At 44.7% G+C, this 23,110-nt stretch carries 15 protein-coding genes and 1 tRNA gene; 11 read left to right on the top strand and 5 right to left on the bottom strand.

From position 1 onward, the window contains the following. Positions 1-515: 515 nt before the first annotated feature. Positions 516-4,274 (bottom strand): chemotaxis protein CheB, encoded by a 3,759-nt coding sequence (locus QUA34_RS11460; RefSeq protein WP_333386631.1) that lies wholly within the window; start codon positions 4,272-4,274, stop codon positions 516-518. Between the two features lie 829 nt (positions 4,275-5,103). Here QUA34_RS11460 and QUA34_RS11455 point away from each other — a divergent pair. From QUA34_RS11455 to QUA34_RS11405, 11 genes are all read left to right on the top strand, one after another. After that, on the top strand, positions 5,104-5,313 hold the full coding sequence (locus QUA34_RS11455; RefSeq protein ID WP_333386629.1) for a hypothetical protein: 210 nt from the start codon (positions 5,104-5,106) through the stop codon (positions 5,311-5,313). Between the two features lie 2 nt (positions 5,314-5,315). Then, entirely contained in the window at positions 5,316-5,519 is a 204-nt protein-coding gene (locus QUA34_RS11450) for a hypothetical protein (RefSeq protein WP_333386626.1), read from the top strand. A gap of 62 nt (positions 5,520-5,581) precedes the next feature. Next, positions 5,582-5,653 (top strand) — tRNA-Gly (locus tag QUA34_RS11445). Positions 5,654-5,689: 36 nt separating this feature from the next. Next, positions 5,690-6,655, top strand: a complete 966-nt coding sequence (trhO, locus tag QUA34_RS11440) for an oxygen-dependent tRNA uridine(34) hydroxylase TrhO (protein WP_445242815.1) — start codon at positions 5,690-5,692, stop codon at positions 6,653-6,655. 224 nt (positions 6,656-6,879) lie between these two features. Next, positions 6,880-7,536, top strand: coding sequence for a glutathione S-transferase (locus tag QUA34_RS11435; RefSeq protein ID WP_333386623.1), 657 nt, complete (start codon positions 6,880-6,882; stop codon positions 7,534-7,536). 134 nt (positions 7,537-7,670) lie between these two features. Next, positions 7,671-11,069, top strand: coding sequence for a protein DpdE (gene dpdE / locus QUA34_RS11430; RefSeq protein ID WP_333386620.1), 3,399 nt, complete (start codon positions 7,671-7,673; stop codon positions 11,067-11,069). Between the two features lie 445 nt (positions 11,070-11,514). After that, entirely contained in the window at positions 11,515-13,419 is a 1,905-nt protein-coding gene (locus QUA34_RS11425) for a response regulator (RefSeq protein WP_333386617.1), read from the top strand. Positions 13,420-13,493: 74 nt separating this feature from the next. After that, complete coding sequence (locus QUA34_RS11420) at positions 13,494-16,928, top strand: PAS domain S-box protein (RefSeq protein WP_333386614.1); 3,435 nt, start codon at positions 13,494-13,496, stop codon at positions 16,926-16,928. 57 nt (positions 16,929-16,985) lie between these two features. Further along, complete coding sequence (locus tag QUA34_RS11415) at positions 16,986-17,366, top strand: response regulator (protein ID WP_333386611.1); 381 nt, start codon at positions 16,986-16,988, stop codon at positions 17,364-17,366. Positions 17,367-17,482: 116 nt separating this feature from the next. Continuing rightward, the gene (locus tag QUA34_RS11410; protein ID WP_333386609.1) at positions 17,483-17,941 is read left to right on the top strand and encodes a hypothetical protein; all 459 of its coding nucleotides are present in this window, start codon (positions 17,483-17,485) and stop codon (positions 17,939-17,941) included. 100 nt (positions 17,942-18,041) lie between these two features. Beyond that, entirely contained in the window at positions 18,042-18,422 is a 381-nt protein-coding gene (locus QUA34_RS11405; RefSeq protein ID WP_333386668.1) for a response regulator, read from the top strand. A 536-nt stretch (positions 18,423-18,958) separates the two neighbouring features. Here the strand turns inward: QUA34_RS11405 and QUA34_RS11400 are convergent. The 4 genes from QUA34_RS11400 to QUA34_RS11385 form a co-directional block, all read right to left on the bottom strand. Next, a complete protein-coding gene (locus QUA34_RS11400; RefSeq protein ID WP_333386606.1) occupies positions 18,959-20,191 on the bottom strand; it encodes a pentapeptide repeat-containing protein in 1,233 nt (410 codons plus the stop codon). Between the two features lie 108 nt (positions 20,192-20,299). Then, on the bottom strand, positions 20,300-20,938 hold the full coding sequence (locus QUA34_RS11395) for a Uma2 family endonuclease (RefSeq protein WP_333331945.1): 639 nt from the start codon (positions 20,936-20,938) through the stop codon (positions 20,300-20,302). Positions 20,939-21,019: 81 nt separating this feature from the next. Next, on the bottom strand, positions 21,020-21,595 hold the full coding sequence (locus QUA34_RS11390) for a Uma2 family endonuclease (RefSeq protein WP_333331942.1): 576 nt from the start codon (positions 21,593-21,595) through the stop codon (positions 21,020-21,022). A gap of 43 nt (positions 21,596-21,638) precedes the next feature. Continuing rightward, positions 21,639-22,805 carry a pentapeptide repeat-containing protein gene (locus QUA34_RS11385; protein WP_333386601.1) on the bottom strand — a complete coding sequence of 389 codons (1,167 nt, stop codon included), beginning with the start codon at positions 22,803-22,805 and terminating at the stop codon, positions 21,639-21,641. Between the last annotated feature and the right edge of the window lie 305 nt (positions 22,806-23,110).

The following is a 23,110-nucleotide window of genomic DNA, read 5'->3' as shown; positions in this document are numbered from 1 at the left end:
GATAACCAATCCTGGCTATAGAACTCATTTAGGATCTTAGCTCATACTCATTTTTTATGAGGCTGCATAGAATCTGATCCCCCCTAACCCCCCTTAATAAGGGGAGTAGGGGGTGGGACAAGATTCTTCTCAAAGTCCCCCTTCTTAAGGGGGATTTAGGGGGATCGAGATATGTGCAACTTCACCTTAAATGGGTATCAGGAGATAAGATTAGAAATAATATCAATTGCAGTTGCGCCGGAATGCTATCAAATCCGCGCTTCATCGTCCTGATTAAGTCGAATTAAGCTGCCAACAAATAACTCGCGCAATTTTCATTTTTTTGACTCACAGTCAACAGTCATACCAATTTTTTATGAGGTTGCATAGAATCCGATCCCCCCTAGCCCCCCTTAATAAGGGGGGGACAAGATTCTTCTCAAAGTCCCCCAACAACCAGGGGGATTTAGGGGGATCGAGATATGTGCAACTTCACATTAAATTGGTATCAACAGTCAACTATCAACAGTCAACTATCATGAGATATCTGTTCGTAGGGGCAACCTCACGGTAAACGTTGCCCCTTGTTCCTCACCCGCACTTGTGGCACTAACAGTACCGCCGTGGAGTTCTACTAAATGACGGACGATCGACAATCCTAGCCCCAATCCAGAGTCTCTGCGAGAGTAGCTACTATCTGCCTGACGGAAGCGATCGAACACATAGGGGAGAAAATCAGGCTTAATGCCTTTACCAGTATCGCTAACTTGGATTTGAGCCATGCCATCTATGTAGTCTAATGCGATGTCAATTCTGCCTCCGGCTGGGGTGAATTTAATCGCGTTTGAAAGTAGATTCCACACTACCTGTTGTAAACGGTCTGGATCGCCCAACACGCTTGGTTTTAAAGGACTTAGCCTGGATTCAATTTGAATATTTTTGGCTTCTGCTGCGAAACGAATTACCCCGATCGCATTTTCAACCAGTGGAGGGATCTCAATTTCAGAAGCATTGAGCCGAAATTGGCCTGTGGTAATCCGCGAAACGTCTAAGATGTCATCGATGAGCTGGTTTTGTGCTTTGGCGGCGCGCTCGATCGTTTTTAGCGCCTCCTCGGTTTTAGCCTCGTCAAATTTTTTTAGGCGCAGCAACTGTGCCCAGCCAATCATCGCATTGAGGGGCGTCCGCAGTTCGTGAGAGAGGATGGACAAAAACTCATCTTTGATGCGGTTGGCCTCCTCAGCAGTCGCACGAGCCGATTGTTCTTGCATCCGAAGGCTGCGTTCTATCTCGAACTGTTTTTGCTCCGTGATATCCTCGATCGCCAGCAGAATCATCTGTGTATCACCGATCGGAGGCATTTTGCGGGCATTGAGCAGCATTATTTTATGCCCGATGTGCTCAAAGTCATGCTCGACCTCAAAATCTTGAAACTTGGGATTGCCTGCCAGAATTTCTTTGAGGAGCGATCGCAACTGGGGAATATTCCACTGTCCATTACCCAGATCGAACAATGAGCGATGCTCAGTTTCGCTCTGCCTCACCTGAAACGTCTCGTAGAAAGAACGATTGGCAGTGATCGCCCGCAGGTCGAGATCTAACACTAGCAATGGTTCCCGCACGGTTTCCACGATTGTTTCGGCGTAATTTTTCGCTTCCATCAAATGCTGGGCGCTCACTTTTAGCTGGTTGATATCCACCAACATCAGCACAGCCCCATCAATCTTGTTGTCGATCGTCCGGTAGGGTCGAAGATGCAGATCGTACCAATGACCGTCTCGATCTTGAACCTCCTGAACTTTCAAATTGAGCGTGCGGATCACCTCTAAAATCAGTTGCTCTAAGTCCGGCACTATCAACTTGTGAGTGATGTCGCTCAAAGACCGCCCGACATCGCTAGAAATCAAGCTGAAGATACCTGCGATTGCGGGAGTAAACCGACGGATTCGCAGGTCGCCTCCCAGCATCAGGATCGGAATATTGATGCTGGCGAGCAGATTCTCTAAATCGTTGCTCACCTGAGTCGATTCAACATTGCGCCGCTGCAATTCGTCATTAATCGTGTTGAGTTCTTCATTGGTTGCCTGAATCTCTTCTTTCGCCGTTTCGAGTTCCTCATTCATGCTTTGCAACTCTTCGTTGCTCGACAAAATCTCTTCGTTGGCGGCTCTCAAATCTTGATTAGCAGCTTGATGTTCTTGGACGATCGCTCCGAGATGTTCTTTTGTAGTTTTCAGTTCCTCTAGCAGCCTTGCAATCTCCAGGCTTTCAGCCTGTGAAGCATCAGAGTTGACTCTACCATCGTCAGCAGCAGGCAGTGCACATATCGGGCACTCCTCTTTAAACAACACTAAAAAATAGTCTTTTGCCACAGCGCCGGCTTGGAATGGAATCACATTAATTCCGACCTGCCGGAGGATCTCGCCCTCTTTAAGTTCCAACCCTGCCCGTGCGATCGATTGCTTCTGGTGTGAGGCTTCTTGAATTGCAGTTTGCAGTTCCACGCGCAATCCTTCTTTTGCCATTCTCAGCAAGTTAAAGCTCGCTCTACCGGGAGCCAGTTCTAGGTAGGGATTCGTCTGTCCTCGAAATTGCAGAATCTCGCTGGCTGTGTTAATCACAACCCCGGCAGGGGCATATTGATTCAAAACAATGCGATCTGCCTCTTTCTCCATTTCGATTTCGTCCAATCTTTCCGTCTGCAGCGGTGGAGGGTTGGGGGGTGTCAGAGGATAGTTGCTAGCATTTAAATCCATGCTGAGCCAATGCGATAACAGCTTTTTAGTATAAATTTTATTCTTTTTGTCGAATAGCGCAAACAATTCTGAAAACTCACCAACCGTTTCCGAACTGCCTAACACCAAAAAGCCGGCGGGCCCAAGCCCATAGTGGAACAGTGGCAGCAGTTTTTTCTGCAACTGGGGCCCCAGATAGATCAGCACGTTCCGACAGGTAATCAAATCCATCCGGGAAAATGGCGGATCGGCGATCAGGTTTTGTCTAGCAAAGACGCAGAGTTCCCGCACGGGCTTAGTGATTTGGTATCCGCCCTCGACTTGGACAAAGAACCGATGTAGGCGTTCGGGTGAAACATCCGCGACTTGGGCGTGGGTATAAAAGCCAGTGCGGGCGATCGCGATCGCATTTTCGCTGATGTCTGTGGCATAAATCTGAATCGGCAGGTTAGTAGATCGAGCTGCTAAAAACTCTAGCAAGCAGATGGCCATCGAGTAAGCTTCTTCACCCGTTGAACAGCCGGCAATCCAAATTCGGATTGGTTTTTTCGGCGATTTATCTTTGACTATTGCAGGAAAAACAGTGCTGCTTAAGGCATCAAAGCTTTCGGGGTCGCGGAAAAAGCTGGTGACATGAATTAAGACATCGTGATACAGCGCCGTTACTTCTGCCGGGGTGTTTTGGAGATATTCGGCATAATCTTCGATGCGTTCCAGCTTGTAGAGCAACATCCGCCGATGCATCCGCCGCTTCAAGGTGGTTTGCTTGTAGTTAGTAAAGTCAACTCCTGTAGCCGCCCGCAGCAAACTGTAGATAATGGCGATCGCATCTTTACCTTTACTTGTGAGCGCATCTTCACTTGTGCTCGCATTTTCGGTGGTTGTCAATTCTGTCGAAGGCCGATCGGCAATGTAGGGATGACGGCCGATCTCTGCTATTTTCTGAGCAATTTTTTCCGGTGTCAAGATAAAGTCTACCTGACCCGTAGCCACCGCAGTATTCGGCATACTGCTGACTTGTGCCGATTCTTGACATTGGGCAAAAGTAATACCGCCGGCGGCCTTAATCGCTTTTAACCCTTGGGCACCATCGCTGTCGCCCCCGGACAAAATGACGCCGATGGCTTTGTTCCCCCGTTCTTCGGCGAGGGAAAACAGAAAAGTATCGACGGACATGAATACCCCCTTTCCTCTGCCGCGAGGCGTTAGCTTCAGCACTGAACGCTCGATGGTCATGCTGAAATTCGGGGGGATAACGTAGACCTGATTCGGTGCTATGAGCATCCCATCTGTCACCTCATGCACGGGCATCAGGGTCGATCGAGCCAGAATCACACTCAACGTACTTTCCTGATGCGGCAACATATGCTGAATTATGACAAACGCCATGCCGGTATCGATCGGCAAATGGCTCAGTAATTGCATAAAGGCTTCCAATCCACCTGCAGATGCTCCCATTCCGACTACAGGAAATAAGTCGTTTGGATTGTTTGGCTGCTTTCGATCAGCTTTGATACCAGCTTTAGGTTGAGATTTCTTGGAATACTTATTATGACTCATTTTTTTTACCAGATATATTGCTGGCAACGTATTATAGTGAGATTGCTATTTATATTTAATATATATATATATATATATATATATATATATATCAAAATGAATAATGAGTCATCTACCTGCCGATATAATCTCTACGCGAACTCAGCCAGTGCGCTCCAGCGATTTTAAAATCATTATTTTGGAGTTCTCCCTTTCCTAGGGGGGGACAAGATTGCAACGGGAAATCCCTTAAAAATTATACTAAATTGTACTGTTAAGAGTGGAGAATCAGTGAACTTTCCAGATTCTGCGATTGTCGCAATTCTATGAATGTTTGCGATCGAGTGGAGTTCACTAAATGCCCCAAGTCATCAATAAACTTCCAACCGGAATCTTTTGGGCCCTTCTCAAGCAGTGGGGCTAGGGAGAATCTGCGGGGAAAGAAAACAGTACAATTAAGTAGATAAACCTAAACAAACAGAACACCCTACATAACCGTAATTAATCTCGTTTTTATGCAGGTTGTGGCGATTAAGAGCGGGATAGCTTCGCTTCACGCAAATTCGCTAGCGCCGCGTCGATATAAACTCTCTCTGGATTATTTTTTTTAACTGCTTCATAACTTCTTGCTGGGGCATTTTTACCTTTTGAGTCATTTCCAGAGTATCGTCGATTAGCGGTTGCCAATATTGCTCAAATTCTCCAATTACTTTCTGAACTTTTTCTGGTGTGGAAGTTTGATGCTGTTAATTTGCAGACACAATCTAATAACTGAGTTTTTTATTTTGCCACAATCCGGCACTTTTTGCTAAATTATTAAATAAAAGTAACAAAAATATATTTTAATGGGGTGAGGGAAATTAGGGAAATCCAAGCAGCGCTGCAAAGTTCGGATTCTCAAGACAGGCTGCTGGGGGTAAGGGCTGTGAGAAAGGGCGATTCTGCGGTGGCGCTACCGATGTTGCCGAGGAAAGTGAAGGATGGGGAGTTTATGGTGCGATGTTCGTGGCGATGGGATGGCGGCAGACTCAAACTGCGGAAGCTTTGGCCGCGGTGTTAAAAATGATGCAGTTCGTTGATCGCGATCAGAATGTGCGCGCAGAAGCCGCTAACTCTTTGTCAAGGTTCGGGCAAGCTTTTCGTCGCGATGACAATTTGCTCGTCCGCCGTAGTTCATGGCTCCGCTGTGCGATCGGCTGCCGCCCAAAATTGATTGTCAAAATGCTATACTCAAAATCTGAAAATAGTTGTACAATGTTTTTCTAGTGGTTTTTTACCGATCGGCCTCCAAAGTGAAAGAAGGTGAAAGCAAGTAAAAAACACTAAGCGCGGGCGTAATTCAGTGGTAGAATGTCAGCTTCCCATGCTGAACGTCGTGGGTTCGAGTCCCACCGTCCGCTTTGACTGAATTTTCATATAATTATGAAAATTAATTAGTGCTATCAATTCAATCTATGGCTTATTTCTTAACCGCTGCTTTATATAAGTTCGTTGAACTACCTGATTTTGCTGAGCTGAAAGCACCGCTACTCAATTGTTGCAACAACAACAACGTTAAAGGCACTATCTTGCTGGCCCAAGAAGGCATTAATGGCACGATTGCGGGCTCATCTGAGGGCGTACACGCAGTGCTGGCATTCTTGCGTAGTGACCCGCGTTTTGCGGATCTGGTACACAAGGAATCTTTCTCGGAAAAAGCACCTTTTTACCGCCTGAAAATACGCTTGAAGCGCGAAATAGTCACGATGGGTGTACCAGACATTAATCCCCGCCTCATGGCTGGCAAATATGTTAAGCCTGATGAGTGGAATAAGCTGCTTGACGATCCCGATGTTGTTGTGGTTGATGTGCGTAACGACTTCGAGGTATCTATGGGTACTTTTGAAGGCGCTATTAATCCCAAAACAAAAAGCTTTTCTGAGTTACCTGAATGGGTGCTGCGGGAAACTGCTTTACGCAATAAACCCAAGGTGGCAATGTTTTGCACGGGTGGTATTCGCTGCGAAAAATCTACTGCTTTTTTGCGTACTCAAGGTTTTGAGGAAGTCTATCATCTCGAAGGCGGAATTTTAAAATATTTGGAAACAGTGCCGGAAGCAGAAAGTCGTTGGGAAGGTGAATGTTTTGTCTTTGATGAACGGGTTTCTGTTGGTCAGGACTTAAAGCCGGGAAACTATGAACTTTGTCGCGGTTGTCGTCACCCGATTAGTCAGGAAGATAAGGCTTCTGAATTATTTGTACTTGGTGTGAGTTGTCCTCATTGTCATGACTCAAAAACGGAAACCAAAAAAGAAGCTTTATATGAACGTCAACGTCAGATTGAGCTTGCTAAGCGTCGCAACCAAGTACATATAGGCGCGCGCTACGATGCGAAGGAAAAAGTCGATGGTGCGATCGACTAATAGTATTATTTACTAAGCTCAAAGAAACCCGGTTTCTACGAAAAATCTTGTTTGGCGACGAGAAATATCGAAAGAAACCGGGTTTCTGACCCGAAAAACCCGATCGCGCGGTCGACTAATTATATCGTTCCCGGTGCCATCGGCATAATAAAATCGAGTCAACAGTCAACAGTCACCAGTCAACAGTCAACAATCACAGACGGTGCAACCGGAATTGATATTATATGTCAGCAACATACCCGATTTTGTATTCCTTTCGCCGCTGTCCCTATGCTATGCGGGCGCGCTTGGCCTTGATGGTTAGCAATCGGGTGTGTGAGTTGCGGGAAGTTGTTTTGCGAGACAAACCACCAGAGATGTTGGAGGTATCTGCCAAAGGTACAGTACCAATATTGATTGATGTTGACGGGCGCGTACTCGATCAAAGTATCGATATCATGTTGTGGGCATTGAGGCAAAATGATCCTGAAAAATGGTTGATACCACAGCAAGGTTCTGTTGCAGAAATGCTAGAACTAATCGCTCTATTTGATGATAGGTTTAAATATCATCTTGACCGTTATAAGTACCCCGATCGTTATCCCGGTGTTGATGCCCAAGTACATCGTTATGAAGGTTCTTTATTCCTCGACAAACTCAATGCACAGTTAAGCGCCACTAAATATTTATTTGGTAACAATGTAGCATTGGCTGATATGGCGATCGCACCTTTTGTCCGTCAATTCGCTCATACCGATCTAAATTGGTTTAACGAACAGCCTTGGCCTCCGCTACAAGCTTGGTTAGCAGGGTTTACAGACTCAGAAATTTATACCAGTGTTATGCAGAAATACCCGAAATGGGAATCCGGTAATCCAGGCGTTATTTTTCCTGCCTCGTAATTACTTATTCTTATTCGCTGCTAGCATATTTATTCAATTACCAAAATGTTATTTGCCATGCTAAACTTATTGTTTTCAGAATACTAGATTGACTGTCACTGAACTAGAAAAGTGACGCAGCAAAAAATCGCATTTTGCTAAAATTTTTAACTGGAAAAGGTTTACTGTATTCTAGTAAGTATTGTCAGGCTGAAATTATGATTGATGTTGGTTCGTTAGTTCGATCGCCCAGAAACGATTTGGGAGTCGGAAAAGTTGTCGAGGTATCGCGTACCGATGCGGTAGTTGAATATTTTTGCTCAGTTAAAAACCGCATCCGCAAAACTGTGCCATTGGGTTTGCTGCAAGAAGCGAGACTTCAGCGCCAAACCCGCTGCTACCTCTGGAGTACCACTCAGGAAAGATGGATAATCGGTCGAGTTTATGACTGGGATGAAGATAAATTAGAGTACGAAATTGACCTCCCCGACAGCCAAAGTTTGCAAGCTGTTGAAAGCGAACTTTACGTTCGCTGCAATATCCCGATCGCCGATCCGATCGACATTTTAGCAGTCAAAGGTCAAGAAACGCCGTATTTTCACGATCGCCGATTGGCATTCGTTCAATCTGCGATCGAACAGCGGGCCGTCAGCCGCGGCATGACGGGTTTAATTTCTGCTAACATAGACCTCTATCCGCACCAAGTTGAAGTCGTCCGGCGCGTCCTAGAAGACCCAATCGTGCGCTATTTATTAGCCGACGAACCAGGACTAGGAAAAACAGTAGAAGCCGGGACAATTCTCCGCCAATTTCTGCTAGATGAACCCAACGGACGCGCTGTGGTGCTGGTTCCGAAATACCTGCTCGAACAGTGGCGGCAGGAGTTGGAAAATAAATTCTATTTGTCTCATTTTGCTGACAGAGTGCAGCTTGTTGCTGTTAGCGAAATCAATCAAGTTAGCCGCAATGCTAACCTAGATTTTCTGATTGTGGATGAAGCGCATGATGTGGCAGCAATGGCAAATTCGAGCGATCGGGCTCAGCAGCAGTCCTTTGAACTCTGTCAGAAACTAGCTCAAAAAAGCAAAAATGTATTGTTATTATCTGCAACGCCAGTTCTCGGCCACGAGCAAGATTTTCTAACGATGCTGCACTTGCTAGACCCGACAACCTACCGTCTTGATGACCTGGAAAATTTCAAAGAACAGGTACAAAACCGTCAAGAAATCGGTCGCGCTTTGCTAGATTTTCGAGAAAATGCCAAGCCTGCTGTTTTGGAAACAAAACTCGCTCAACTCCGTACTATTTTTGCCAAAGATGATTATTTAATCGGATTAGCAACAGAGTTAGAAAGTTGTTTGAAAACTAAAGAAACAGCAGAACAGGCTGGGCTTGTCCGAACTATTCGCACTCACGTTAGAGATACCTACCGCCTGCACCGCCGCATCCTTCGCAACCGCCGGGATGCGGTTGAGGATGTGATTTTCGACCGAGATGCTGTCCCAAAAACTGAGTATGATCTGAATGATGAACAGTGGTCGGAAATTCAAACCGTACTCGATAAATGGCGCACAGTCGCTCCTAAGTCGAGCGAATATCAGAGAATTTTTCTGCTGTTTTTCCGCGCTTCTGGTACTTGGCTGAATGTTTTAGAACGGGTTGTCAAAGCTCGCTTGCAGAAAAAATCTACTCCAGAACTCGATCGCGAATTTGGACAAAATGACACAGCAATTTTGACCAAAACGGAGCTGTTTCCCGAAGAAAGGGAAATGCTGGAAACCTTGCTCAACACCCTGGAAAAGCCCCAGGAAGGACTCGATCGACTGAGTTTGTTACGAATCGCCATTCTCCGATTTTTGGCAGTTGCTTTGAAGGTTCCGCGCGAGTATCACAGCAAACCTCGCGATTTGCTGTCGAGAATTCAACAGCAAATTAAACGGCCGATTCCAGGCGAGCGTTTTCCGAAAATTGTGATCTTTACCAGTTTTACTGCAACTTGTAAAGAGATTGCGGAAAATTTAACTAAAATCTTTGGTAAAAATGCGATCGCCAGCCATGACACGACAAAATCGGCTGATGAGGTTGAGGCTAGTCTCAAGCGATTTAAGACTGAACCCCATTGTTTTATCTTAGTGTGCGATCGATCGGCAGAAGCAGGGGTAAATCTGCAATTGACAGATTGGTTAGTTCACTTCGATTTGCCGTGGTTTCCCCATCAGTTAGAACAAAGACTCGGCAGAGTCGATCGCATTGGTAGCAAAATGGGAGTGCAATTTTGTTTGTTTGCAGGCCCGGATATGCCGGAGAGTCCCCACGAAGCTTGGTTCCAAGTTTTAAAAGATGGGTTTGATATCTTCAACAAATCTATTGCCAGCCTTCAGTTTTATGCTGAGGAAAAACTTCTCAAACTTGAAGAAAAGTTGTTTGCTGAGGGAGGCAAGGGCTTATCCAGCGAAATTGAAGCGATTAAAACTGAAATCGAACAAGAGAAAATCAAAATTGATGAACAGTACGTTCTCGATGAAATTGATACTCTTGATGACAGCGCATCTCAGTATTTTGAATCTCTCGATAACTGCGATGCTAAGCATAAAGAAATGCAGCGGGCTACTGAAGGTTGGATTTGTCAAGCTCTTCACTTCAAACAAATAGAACATCCGAGTGTATCGGGGTTGATGCGTTATAAACCTACTCAAAAAACGTTAATTCCCTCGAACGATTTGATGACCAGATTGGTTCCTTATTGCCAGCAATATGGTAGTTACAATCGCCGGATTGCTTATCAGAATGCGGATGTCGCTCTTTACCGAATTGGTGAGGGATTGATCGATGCACTTGGCTCTTATATTCGCTGGGACGATCGCGGTCAAGCTTTTGCTATGTGGCGGCATGATGAAAGTTGGGATGCGGAGCCCGGGAAGGAGTGGTTCGGCTTTCAGTTTAATTATTCCATCCAGACTGATGTGCAGCCGGCCGAGCAAGTTTTGCAAGCACAAAATATCGAAAATTACAACTTGAAAGCTTTGCAGCGCCGCGCTGATGCTCTGTTTCTGCCCATTTTTGAAACTGTGTTTGTAGATGCTCGCAGCGAAGAAATGTCACTGGTGGAAGATGCGGAAATTCTAGCGATTTTGCAGCGGGCTTATAAGGGGAAAGGCGGGCCGAATCGGGATTACAATTTGTCGAAAAATCGCACATCGCTGATTGACAGTTTTGTCGATCCGCTAGAATGGGATGATTTTTGTCAAAAGGGACGGGTGGTATCGGAGAAATTGTTGCGCGGGCGATCGGCTTTTGTGGAAATGTGCAATAGTTTCGCTGTCACTGCTGCAATCCAACTCGAAAACCGGGTGAATCAATTGCAGTTGCGCTTGAATCGACTTTCTAAATCCGAACAACTTTTAGAATCGGTTTTGGCTGATGAAATCAATACCGAAAGTTTGTTGAGTCAAGCGGTTTTAGCTGGTATTCGCCGCCCGCACATGACTCTTGAGTCTGTGGGATTTATTGTGATTTCTGGGCGTCCTCCTGTAAAGTCGGAGGATGAAGGATAGTTTGTTTTTGAGGGCGATCGCTCTTTTTGGGGGCGATTCCCTACCCTTCGGGATAGCTTCGCTTCACGCTTTTTTGAACCGCAGATGCAGGCAGATAAACGGGGATGAACGCAGATGAATGAAGGGGCGATCGGTTTTATCTCAATACGCTTGGGTTAAAACTATTTATTCCTCGGAGATCCCCCTAAATCCCCCTTAAGAATGGGGACTTGGAGTAAGCTCTTGTCCCCCCCCTTTTTAAGGGGGGCTAGGGGGGATATAGCTTAACTTAACCGTATTGTGTTTTATGTAACCTGGGGAAGTGACAGCAATTTTTAGGTGATGGGACTGCAAAAATGCTAAGATAAAAGCAGTAGTAATGAGTAGCATTGATTTAGTTAAAAGCCACGCTTCGGCCTGACATTAAAGCGCGTCGATCGCATGGGAATTGAACCGCACAGCCAAAATGAAGAAGTCTCCGATAAAAATTCTGCTCGTAGAGGACGATGGAGGGCTGAGTGCAACACTGGCACAGGTGTTGGAAGCAAATCATTACGGGTTTGATAGGGCAAATGATGGACAAGCGGGCCTAGACTTGGCAGCGGCAATTGAGTATGACCTGATTTTGTTAGATGTGCAGGTTCCCAAGCCAGATGGAATTAGTCTATGTCGGCAATTGCGATCGCAAGGCTGCTGCAAACCGATCCTGTTAATGACGGCAAAGGATTCAGATGCGGAGGTGGTGGCTCTTTTCGATGCGGGAGCCGATGATTACATCAGCAAGCCTTTTGCTACGGAAGTATTACTGGCAAGAATCCGAACTTTGTTGCGACGGAGTAAAGCACTTTCCCCAGGAGATTCTACTCATAATTTAGCGGCTAATACATTGACTTGGGGAAATCTTTGTTTAGATTTAGAGTCTGGTAGAGTGACTTTTTCCGAAGAAATAATTTCACTGACAGCGACAGAATATAATCTGCTGGAATTATTACTCCGAAATCCCGATCGCATCTTTAGCCGCAGTACCATTTTGGATCGTCTGTGGGGATTTGATGACGCACCCACCGATCGCGCCATTATCACTCATATTAAGGATGTCAGAAAGAAATTGAAGGCAGGTGGCTTAACTGAAGAAATCATTGAAACAGTTTATGGCATGGGCTATCGACTTAAACCGTACCCCCAATCTGCGTCGTCTAGTTCAAATAATCCTCGGATTGCTCGCACCCAAAAATATCAATCTCGTGGGGTAGATAAGTCCGAGAGCGACAAAATTTTAGAGCGGTTTCGGGGAGGCTTCAACCAACAAATTGCTGTATTGGAACAGGCAAAAACTGCTCTATTAGCAGGAAATTTAGAAACAGAATTACAGCAAGCGGCAAAACATGAAGCTCATAAATTGGCAGGCTCTCTGGGATCTTTTGGTTATCCAGAAGGCTCGAAATTGGCACGCTCGGCAGAGCATTTGCTAATCAAATATCCCTCTTTCACTGCTGAGGAAATTACCGAATTCTCGGAATTGGTGACAGGATTACAGCAGGAATTAGCCCAAACACCGATTACACCAACGGCTGTACCAGTTTCTACTATTTCAACTTTCAACGATCGGGTTTTGGTAGTTGATGATGATGCTGCATTAACGGAGCGATTGAAAGTAGAATCCGAAGCTTGGGGATTGCGGATGAAAATTGCGCCGAATATTACTGCTGCCCGATCGCGTCTTGCTTTGTCAATGCCCGATGTGATGTTACTAGATTTAAGCTTTGCAGAGACAGAGGAAGATGGATTGACGCTACTGCGAGAATTGACCGAGCGATCGCCTACTCTTCCTATAATTGTTTTTACGGGACGAGATAGCCTTGCCGATCGCTTGGCTGTATCGCGCTTAGGTGCTAAGCAATTTCTCCAGAAACCTGCAACCACCGAGCAAATTTTTCGAGCCATCGCCCGTGTTCTACCCAGTCCCAAAACTTCAGAAGCCAAAGTCTTAATCGTAGATGATGACCCTGTGATGCTGGTTAAATTATCAGCGTTACTGACTCCTTGGGGACTTGAGGTGACAACTCTCAAAGAACCACAGCAATTTTGGGAGGTGTTAATTAGCACTGAACCCGATTTAGTAGTGCTGGATCTAGAAATGCCGATCGTCAGTGGCTTAGAATTGTGTCAGGTCGTCCGACAGGATATCCAATGGGAAAATTTACCGATTTTGGTGGTGACAGCCCATACCGCTCCAGAATCTCTCCAACAAGCCTTTGCAGCCGGAGCGGATGATTTTATTACCAAGCCGGTACTAGGGCCTGAATTAGTCACGCGGGTACTCAGCCGAATCAAGCGCTCTCGTCCTTTACTTAATCCTGGGAATAGTTAAATAGAACTTACGCACGAAGGCTAAAAACCCGCTTTCTGCCTCAATCTAAAAAATGTAATTAAGTAAGTAGATTAATGATAGAACATACTGATGAAAATTATGGGAAATGGCAACAACAGCCACAGCAAGTCCTGGCTAAAACAGCACTTTCTCTCTCCGCATCCCTCAAACTAGAAGATATTCTCAACACTACGGTCACGGATCTCAGAAACATTCTGCAATGCGATCGCGTAATTATCTTGCAATTTGCTCCAGACTGGAGCGGAAATGTGGTGGTAGAGTCAGTTGGTTCAGAATGGACAGCAATCTTATCCACTCAGATCCACGATCCTTGCTTGGGTGAAAGCTATATCAAACCCTTCAAACAAGGCTTATTCACCTCTAAATCAGATATTTATACTGCCGGGATTGATACTTGTCACCGGGAATTCCTGGCATATTTTCAAGTTAGAGCTAACCTGGTTATTCCTATCCTTAAGGGAGAAGAACTTTGGGGATTATTGATTGCCCATCACTGTGCAGCACCTCGCGAATGGCAAGCTTCAGAAATTGAACTCATGGGACAGCTAGCAACTCAAGTTGGAATTGCCATTCAGCAAGCTGATTTATTTCCTCAAGTACAAACGGAACTGAGGGAGCGCCAACAAGCAGGAATTTCCCTACAACAACTCCATACTGAACTCGAACAACAAGTCATAGAAGGGACAGCAGAACTCAGTGAAGTCAACCATAGCTTGCAACCCTATATCAATCAAGTTGAAGACCTCTATAATAATGCTCCCTGTGGCTATCATTCCCTAGATGCAGCAGGAACAATAATTATGATTAATGATACGGAACTGAAGTGGTTAGGCTATACCCGCGATGAAATCGTGCATAAAAAGAAATATGTTGATTTAATGACACTTGAAAGTCAAAATATTTTTTATCAAAATTTTTCCCTATTTAAAAAACAAGGCTGGATTAACAATTTAGAACTTCAGATTTTGAATAAAAACGGAAAAATCATTTGGATAAACTTAAATGCTACAGCAATTTATGATGAAGCAGGTAATTTCATAATGAGTCGTTCTAGCGTATTTGATATCACCGATCGCAAATGTACTGAAGCAGCATTCCGCCAATATGAACGCATCGTATTCAATACAAGAGATGGGATTGCGCTGATGAATATTAACTATATTTATCAAATAGCCAATCAAGGTTATTTGACTTGGTGCAACAAAACTGAAAGCGAAGTTATCGGAAATTCTGTTAGGAATATCCTGGGTGCAGAGTTGTTTGATAACTTCATCAAGCCTCGCTTAGATAGATGTTTGGCGGGAGAAACAATTCAGTATGAAAAGTGGTTTGACTCTCCCAATTTAGTACCGCAATTTTTGAGCGTTACCTATACGCCTTTCCGTGATGCAGGTGAAAATATTTCCGGCGTCCTCGTCAGTCTGCGCGATCTGACTAAACTCAAACAAACCGAACAAATGCTGGAGCTTCAGGCTGTTATTACCCGCAACATGGCGGAAGGAATTTGCTTAGTAAGAGCAGAGAATGCAGTTATTGTCTATGCCAATCCTAAATTTGAGCAGATGTTTGGCTATGACTTTGGCGAACTCAACGGTCAGCACGTTTCGATTCTCAACTATGGCAACGAATCGGTCAGTCCTGAAGATGTAAATCAAGCCATTCGGTCTGCCGTTTTACAAAGGGGTGAATTTAGCTATGAAGTTCAGAATGTCAAGAAAGATGGGACTCCATTTTGGTGCAGTGCAACTTGCTGTGTGTTCAATCATTCCGACTATGGCGATGTTCTAGTGGCCGTTCATCAAGATATTACCGTAGCGAAACACCTCGAAGAAGTTCGACAAGAGGCGGAAGCAGCCTTACTACAGAAATCCCGAAAGGAACATTTGCTATGGAGGATTACTCAAGGGATTCGCCAATCTTTGGATCTGAATGCGGTTCTAAATACTGCTGTTACTGAAATTAGGCAGACATTACAAACTGATCGCACTGTCATTTACCGCTTTAATCCTGATTGGAGTGGTGATTTTGTCGTGGAGTCAGTTGGTGAGGATTGGGTAAAACTGATAGGGAGCGATATTCAAAAAAATTGTGTAGATACCTATCTGCAAGAAACTGACGGCGGTCGATTCCGCAATCATGAAATTTTGGTTATTAATAATATTTACAGTGCTGAACTTCAACCCTGTCATATCGAGCTAGTGGAACAATTTCAAGCAAAAAGTTATGCAGTTTTCCCGATATTTTTGAGAGAAAATCTATGGGGTTTGTTAGCTATCTACCAAAATACAGCACCTCGTCAATGGCAATCGTGGGAAATAGAATTACTTGAACAGATTGCCAGCCAATTGTCGATCGCCATTCAGCAATCCAAACTCTACCGACAACTTCAGGTCGAACTGCAAGAACGTAAGCAAGCCGAAGCCACGATCCGAGAAGCCGAACGACGCTGGCGATCGCTCTTGGATAACGTGCAGTTGATTGTTGTCGGACTTGATATAGAGGCAAATGTCAATTACGTTAATCCTTTCTTCTTAAAAATTACGGGATATACTCACCTAGAAGTTATCGGAAAAAATTGGTTTAAAAAATTCTTGCCTTCTTCTAATCAAGAATCGGTTCAAGTTGTTTTTTCGGAAGTTTTAGCCCACAACTATCATCCATATTATCAAAATTTTATCTTGACAAAATCGGGTGAAGAACGATTTATTGCCTGGAACAATACCATGCTGCAAGATTCAGAGGGGAACATTATTGGCACGATCAGCATTGGGGAAGATATTACCGAACGACAAAAAATCGAACACATTAAAGATGAGTTCATTGGCATTGTCAGCCATGAACTTCGCACTCCTTTGGCAGGAATTCAAATGTCATTGGGACTAATAAAAAGTGGAGTTTATGATAAAAAGCCCGAAAAATCTAGACGGATGATTGAAATTGCCTTCCTCGATACCAATCGATTAGTGAATCTGGTCAATGATATTTTAGATTTGGAGCGCCTAGACTCCGGGCGGGGAATTATGGATAAAACCGTTTGCAAAGCCGCCGATTTGATGCAGCAAGCAGTAGATAGCACTCAGGCGCTGGCTACTCAACAGCAGATCTCATTAATCGTTACCCCCACCGCTGCCGAAGTCTGGGCAACAGGAGATGCGATCGTCCAAACCTTAACAAATTTGCTCAGTAATGCAATTAAATTCTCGCCTGCCGATTCCACAATTCATCTGAGTGCCCAAAACCAGACAGACTTTGTGCTGTTCCAAGTTAGCGATCGCGGGCGAGGCATTCCTGCCGATAAACTAGAACTCATTTTTGGGCGATTTCAGCAAGTCGATGCCTCCGACTCCCGTGAAAAAGGAGGCACCGGTTTAGGTTTAGCAATCTGTCGTAGTATTGTTGAACAGCATGGCGGCAAAATCTGGGCCGAAAGTATCTTAGGTGAAGGCAGCACATTTTGCTTCACCCTACCCTTAGCAATCATTGAATAACGCTGAGATTAATCTGTAGCATCAATCCCAAATCCAAAATCTCGAATCCAAAATCCCATGACTGACAGACAAATTCTAGTTGTTGACGATGAAGAACACCTTCGGGAACTTGTGCAGGCTTGCTTAGAAGATTTAGGCGGATGGGAAACAGTGGGGGCAGGATCGGGAGAGGAATGTTTACAAATACTGCAAATAGAACAACCCAACGCCATTTTGCTGGATGTATCTATGCCGGGGATGGATGGGTTTGCTGTGTACGAGCTCCTGCAGTCCGATCCGATTACCCGATCGATTCCAGTGATTCTGCTGACAGCGAAAGTCTTGCCCAGCGATCGGGCTAAATTTGCCCAGATGGCGGTAGCTGGGGTAATTGCCAAACCGATCCAACCCATCACCCTGACGGAAGAAGTAGCAGAGATTTTGGGATGGGATGAATAACTTTCACCATTTTTGTGAAGTTTTGTAACAATAACGGAATCTTTACCAATTCCTTACCGTTGTTATTTAGTCTTCTGTTATGCAGTTAAAAGTTCTTTGCATTAGGAGGAGAGTCAATGAATGCTTTTCAGGCTTTGAATGATATAAATCAGGATCTCGCAGGTTCCTTTTTCGGTTTGCCCACTGATTGTCAGCAATCCACACTTTGGATTGCTCATACAGAGGAAAAACCGATCGCAGGTATTAAAATTCAAGAAAAGGATGTGACACTGATACTTAAAGTTCACATTTATGACATTCATCTTGTCAAATTGAATCTCCACATCACTCCAGAAACTGTTTTAATTAAAGGTCAACCTACCAAAGCTGCAGGAGTAGAAGGTTATTTCCTTCCTAGTGGATTTCAAAGTCTCATCCCGTTGCCCCACCGCGTACATCCTGAAACCTATGAAACTGAAATACACCAGGATGGTTTAACAATTCAGCTTGCTAAAGAGTTGAGAGTTCAGCCATCCCAAGTTCGGATTCAACTCTCAACTGCCAATTTTAGCGATTGCTTAAAGATGTGTATTTGAGACCCAATTGGCAACCGAAAAATTGATTTATAATCAACAAAAAAAAATGAACGCTTTGCAAGTAGCTAATTATGATCGCAGTCTCCTGCCCGAAAACAAGATGAAAGGGAAACAAATTCTCATCGTTGATGACCAAGAACACCTCCGCGAACTGGTACAGTTGTGCCTGGAAGACCTCGCGGGATGGGACACCCTGGTGGCCGAATCAGGACAAGAATGTTTACAAATCCTACAAACAGAACGACCTAACGCTATTTTGCTGGATATATCAATGCCGGGAATGGATGGGTTTGCTGTGTACGATCGCCTCCAATCCAATCCCATAACTCGATCAATTCCAGTGATTCTGCTGACAGCAAGAGTTATGTCAAGCGATATGGCTAACTTTGCCGAAATGGGTGTTGCTGGGGTAATTCGCAAACCATTTGAAGCCACTACCCTGCCGGGAAAAGTGGCAGAAATTTTGGGATGGGATGATTGACACTCCCCGGTATGGCAGACGCAGGATTCTTAAGACTTTACAATCTTAATATCCTCTCTGGAAATCTGGGGATTGTTGGATACAATTTCTCTCAGTTATTGCTATTTTTACGAAATATTTCGATTTGCCTCAATTCCTTAACAAGCTTGTATTCTTTACCAAATCTTTACTTCTTACCTCTACATTCATAGAGTTGCTGCTTCCAGCCAGCTTACAGCGCTTGGCAACAAGAGACAAATACACTTTCCTATAAAAAAGAGGTTTTTATGACAGGCTGTCCTTGCTGCACGAATCAAATGCTGCGTCACGTTCGTCAAAGTCAAGTATACTGGTTTTGCCGTCAGTGTTGGCAAGAAATGCCTGTTTACAGTCTTAACAGCTACGGTTCATCGCCATCTATAAATGTAGTTAGAGAGTTAAGGATTAAGAAGCAACTTTTTTCATAGGCGATAGTTTAAAGGTGAAATTCCATCGCACAGGCGACACGCCCGTGCCACGATGGATGCAGATGGAGGAAAGGGATTCGCACTTACGGGCTAAACCTCTTCAAAAATTGCGCCTCGCTGCTGTAAACTCACCTGCATCTCCTCATCGATTCCTGAATTGTTCCCGAATCTGGCTGACTCGACTTTCGCACCACTGAAATTAGTATTTGTTAAGTTCACTTCCAGCAGATTGGCGCCGCTCAAATTGGCACCGCTGAGGTTAGCTAAAGCTAGACTTGCTTTGTGCAAATCTGCACCGCTTAAATCAGCATTTCCTAAGAAAGCCCCACTCAAATCTGCACCGCCGAATTTGGCATTTTGCAGGTTGGCGTCGCTGAAATCGGCATCGTTTAAGGTTGCACCCCGGAAATTTACCCGATCGAGATTTGCGCTGCTAAAATCCACTGCACTTAAAGTCGTTCCACGCAAGCTACCACCTGCGAAATCTAGTGCTGGGTTGAGATTGGCAATTTTTGCCAACTCCACAAAGTTGTCGGTTTCAGCGGAAATAATGCGATCGACCATTTCCTGCAATTCCGATTCAGCTTCCGGGATAATTTCCACTTCGCGCGGTTCAACCGGAGGTAAATTGTAGGATAATAGCGCCCAACTGAGAGCCGGTTTGAGTTTATTTTCTTGCAGGTATACAGTCAGGATTCTTTCTAAAACCGAATGTTGATTGGGCGTAATTTCGTGCGGCCACAAACCCTCAGCATCTGTGAGATTAATATCTTCTTTAGCCACTTCAAAAGCCGCCGCCATCCGAAATTCTTTGGCAGTAATTTCTCCCAGCTTAGCACTTTTTAGCAAACCTTTTAATACTGATTTGCCTTGTTCTACTGCAAAAATCCAAGCTGGCGTTGTATCATCGCCGATTGTGGAAACCTGACAAAATATGCTCTCTGTCTCCTTAGTTTTTTCCGCCTTTTCCCCGCCCTGAACTCCCGGCTGACTTTCGGTTACTAAAATTTCTGCACTGCTTTGAATAGCCAGGGTTTCTCCTATTGGCAAAAGCTTGAAAGAACCGACTAACTGACGTGATGCTACGGGTATTTCGCAGTTTTCTAGATAGAGTTTGAGCGTTCCGCCTTGCAGACCAAATTTGACGCGACCACCTAGCAGGGGTTCCCAATGCTCGTTAAAATTCAGGCTCAAGTGAATGTCGAGCTGCTGGGTTTGGGGTGCAACCGATGGAACTGGAATTGCTTCAAATTGCATCCACAAGCAATCTGGGTATTTGTTGTGAGACTCTAGCGATCGCATATCGGGTAGAATTGCTGGCACTCCCAGCCTGTAATTGATATTTAAATTAGTTTATCATCTCTATTTTATCACAACACAGCTTTTTTCCCTGGGGTAAAATTGTAAACTTTGTTTAATTTGATCCGCCAGTCATTGATTTGGCTTAATTTGGCTTTTTACCCAATTCCGAAATGCTTTCACTAATTCCAAATACTCCATTGTTTCTGCTTGTTCCAAAAATATGACAATCTCTAATATCGGTAAGCTGGGAAATGCTAAACTGATCTCGCACTCAACGTATTCTCCATTTTCCAATCTGTTGATTCTGAGTCGCGATCCATTATAAATCCAAACTTCCGGCACTCCCAAATCCGCATAAACCTGCAAGCTATTTTCCGAACGGCTGGTAATATCAATTTCCACCACTAAATCCGGTGGCGGATCTTGATTCATGTCCAGTCTTTTTTTGCCTTTAACTGCACTAACATTTTGGATGTAAAAACATTCATCAGGTTCTACACCGCTAAGTTCAGGACGCTTGAAAGTTGTGGAACCCCGGGGGGCAATGTTGAGTTCCAATTCTTCTGCTAGGGTTTCAACAAATCGACCCATTACTTTTTTGTAAAGTTCGTGTTCTGGAGAAGGTACCATAATTTTCAAATTGCCACGATTATATGTCAGTCGAATTTGCCGATCGCCGATTTCGGCAAGCAAAGCTTCGTAGGTTTGCCAACTGATACCCGATAGCTGGACAATTTGTTCCGGTGGAGCGAGAGTTTGAGCAGTCATAGTGCTACTTTGGTGAAGAGTTCGTAGGCGCAAGCCGGGGTGTAGCCATCGCAATGAGTGCATTATATCATCGAAGGAAGCCTAGACTGGAAATACGGAAGACAAATCCAGAGATAACTCTGGAAAACCCGGAATTATCACCGTCTGATTTGGCAAAACAACTCGTTGCAATTGATAACTATAACTCCCGTTTTGTTTCTGATAAGGTTCGCTGTGCATTTCCAGTTGATTGTCAACCAAATTAAATATCCAATAATTAGAAATCCCAGTCTCAGCATAGAGAGACAACTTGGTTGTGCGATCGTACTTCAACGTAGAATCGGAAACCTCAATTACCAACAAAATATCAGCAGGCTGCGGGTGAGAAGATAAATAACGATCGGCTCGATTGCGGGCAATCACAACATCAGGCTCTGGTTCGCTATCATCAGACAAAATAATCGGCTCTTGTACGCGCAAGCGAGCGCGTCTTGCCAGTAAAATGACTAACTCCTCAAGTAAAAGACTGTTGCAAACAGAGTGAAGCCTACCTTTAGCAGCCATAATGATAATTTCTCCGCGAATCAATTCAACTCGCTCATCGGGGGCGAAAAATCCCAGTTCTCCCAAACGGTGATATTCGGCGATCGAGAATCGTTTTGCAGTTACGGCAGTCATAGCTTTTCTTACCCTCTACAATTACCAACCTTTCCAATTAATTCTACTCAAAAATCCCGCCCCGTGCCATCAATTCAACCTTCACGGCTTCCGAAATTCCGACACAACCATAAAAATTCGCCTTTTTAACCACCGTATTTTTCAAATCAGCGCGGCTCAAATCAGCACCGTTTAAATTCGCGCCACTCAAATTAACACCGCTTAAATCAGCATTTTTTAAATCAGTATTTGTCAAATTTGCATTTACTAAAATCGCATTCGGTAAATAAGCACTGCTCAAATTAGCGCCGGTTAAATTTGCACCGCTCAAATTCGCACGGGGCAGCTTTGTCCGCAAATCAGCACCGCTCAAATTGGCGCTGCTGAGTTCAGCATCCCGCAAATTAGCATTGCACAAATTAGCATCAATTAAAATAGCAGCGCTCAGCAAAGCACCGCTGAGATCGGCCAAAGTCAAATCGGCGCCTCGGAGGTTGGTTTCGCGCAAATCCGCACCGTTAAAATCAGTGTAGTGCAAGTCAAAACCGCTTAAGTTAGCCCCAGCAAAATCCTCAATCGGATTCAAACCCACTGTTTCTGCAAGTTGTACAAAACTCTTATTTTTATCAATTAAAAACAGTTCCCGGACGATCGCCAATTGCTGCTGTCGGTACTCGTCGGCCTTCTCGTAATCTGCTAAATACTTGTAACCGAGCTTCAAATACTTGAGAGCATTGCGCTCAATGCGATCGTCCTTGCTGGTGCGCGCGATCGACAACTGCTCGTGATAGCATTCGATCGCACCAGGCAAATCTCCATTAGCATCGTAAGCTAGCGCCAAATTGCCCAAAGTTTCCAACTCAGAGCGCCCGTCGCCAGTGTCCCGCGCGATCGCCAAACGCTGTTGCTGGTAATTAATAGCACCAGAAAAATCCTCAAGAGCACAGCAAGCATTGCCCAGATTTCCCAAAGCATTTGCCTCGCCCCGGCGATCCCCCATTTCCCGCGCTAACGCCAAATGCTGCTGGTAGCAGTCGATCGCCTGAGCATAATTTCCCAGCGCTTCGTAAGCTACGCCCATATTACCCAGCGCCGCACCCGATCGGCGCTTATCGTCCATTGAGCGATACAGCGCCAGCGCTTCCTGCCAAGAACCTAGCGCCGCCTCAAATTGGCGTGCCTGATATTGCGAAATCCCCTGCTTGATTAGCTCGCTAGCTTGTTCGCTCATAATGTCAAAATTAGTTAATAACTAAAGTTGATATTAATCGACTCAAAGCGGTAATTGCTAATCGGTAATCAGTAATCGGGAATGGGTATGGCCAACCCCCCTCTCCCCCATCCGTATTTTCACGTCCGTGCAAAAAAAAAAGACCAAAAAAAGAGAGAGCTACCTAAGTAACTCTCTCTGCCATCAGGGTGCATCTACATAACACAATATAACATGATAGGGATGAGGGGTGTCACCCCCAAACGTGAAGATGTTGTAAAGAAATGTAGATTAATTATAAAGTTACGATCCCGCCAGAAGGGCGA

The sequence above is a fragment of the Microcoleus sp. POL10_C6 genome, assembly GCF_036701585.1.
Lineage (GTDB): Bacteria > Cyanobacteriota > Cyanobacteriia > Cyanobacteriales > Microcoleaceae > Microcoleus.
The sequence above is the reverse complement of the archived record's forward strand: the minus strand, read 5'-3'. Positions and strand labels throughout refer to the sequence as shown.

Excerpts from the sequence above, each read along its gene's own strand:
- QUA34_RS11390 (WP_333331942.1), bottom strand. The coding sequence starts at position 21,595 with ATGACTGCCGTAACTGCAAAACGATTCTCGATCGCCGAATATCACCGT.
- QUA34_RS11405 (WP_333386668.1), top strand. The coding sequence starts at position 18,042 with ATGAAAGGGAAACAAATTCTCATCGTTGATGACCAAGAACACCTCCGC.
- QUA34_RS11420 (WP_333386614.1), top strand. The coding sequence starts at position 13,494 with ATGATAGAACATACTGATGAAAATTATGGGAAATGGCAACAACAGCCA.
- QUA34_RS11425 (WP_333386617.1), top strand. The coding sequence starts at position 11,515 with ATGAAGAAGTCTCCGATAAAAATTCTGCTCGTAGAGGACGATGGAGGG.
- QUA34_RS11385 (WP_333386601.1), bottom strand. The coding sequence starts at position 22,805 with ATGAGCGAACAAGCTAGCGAGCTAATCAAGCAGGGGATTTCGCAATAT.
- QUA34_RS11435 (WP_333386623.1), top strand. The coding sequence starts at position 6,880 with ATGTCAGCAACATACCCGATTTTGTATTCCTTTCGCCGCTGTCCCTAT.
- QUA34_RS11410 (WP_333386609.1), top strand. The coding sequence starts at position 17,483 with ATGAATGCTTTTCAGGCTTTGAATGATATAAATCAGGATCTCGCAGGT.
- QUA34_RS11415 (WP_333386611.1), top strand. The coding sequence starts at position 16,986 with ATGACTGACAGACAAATTCTAGTTGTTGACGATGAAGAACACCTTCGG.
- QUA34_RS11395 (WP_333331945.1), bottom strand. The coding sequence starts at position 20,938 with ATGACTGCTCAAACTCTCGCTCCACCGGAACAAATTGTCCAGCTATCG.
- QUA34_RS11450 (WP_333386626.1), top strand. The coding sequence starts at position 5,316 with ATGATGCAGTTCGTTGATCGCGATCAGAATGTGCGCGCAGAAGCCGCT.
- QUA34_RS11460 (WP_333386631.1), bottom strand. The coding sequence starts at position 4,274 with ATGAGTCATAATAAGTATTCCAAGAAATCTCAACCTAAAGCTGGTATC.